Source organism: Megasphaera cerevisiae DSM 20462 (genome assembly GCF_001045675.1).
GTDB lineage: Bacteria > Bacillota > Negativicutes > Veillonellales > Megasphaeraceae > Megasphaera > Megasphaera cerevisiae.
Window position 1 is genome coordinate 1 of the sequence record NZ_LEKT01000161.1, and the last position, 661, is coordinate 661.

Annotated in this window: 1 protein-coding gene; it reads right to left on the reverse strand. The window is 46.0% G+C overall.

Annotated features, from left to right (window positions below; translation table 11 throughout):
- Window positions 1–7 precede the first annotated feature (7 nt).
- On the reverse strand, window positions 8–661 hold a 654-nt coding region (locus tag AB840_RS15540; protein ID WP_048515710.1), incomplete at its 5' end, for an IS5 family transposase.

The following is a 661-nucleotide window of genomic DNA, read 5'->3' on the forward strand; positions in this document are numbered from 1 at the left end:
TTAATGTCTACTGCACAAAAGCCACTTTTTGACACGGCAGCCATTTTAAGGCCCGTTTTACCTTCCACAGTAGTACCTGTAGGTAAAATAAAATTGGCGTACACTGAATAGCCTGGAGTTTTCCCAGGTTCAGTGCCAAAATAGACAGCGCTATTACACTCTGTGTCGTTTCTTTCAGATAGGTTCTGATTTGAGTAAGGCCAAACCGACGTTTCGCTAAACTGAAAGCTCGTTCTACTTCCACGCGATCGCAATTGTCTTTGTATTCTAATCGTCTGTCTCTGACAGCATCCTTCTTGGGCCGTCCTAAGGCCGGCCCCGACAACCGGATACCTCTTTCTTTACAATATGCCAGATTGACACGGTTGCGGTATATCTTATCGGCCAGCACCCGTTCTGGATAATGACCATATCGGTCTTGGTATCGTTCGATTTCTTGTGGTAGCAGCGTACTTTCGTTATAGGTTTCAAAACTCTGTCGTTCTAACCGTACCATGCCGTTCACGACGCTGATGTCCAACTTGGCGCCAAATTCTACAGGTGCTTTGACTTTGCCACGCACAATCGGCCGCAAAAATGGCTGACGCAGATTTACAATGCGGTGTTCCATACGATGGATATGATGATCATACATGTACTTCTGCTGCGCATACATCTGTTG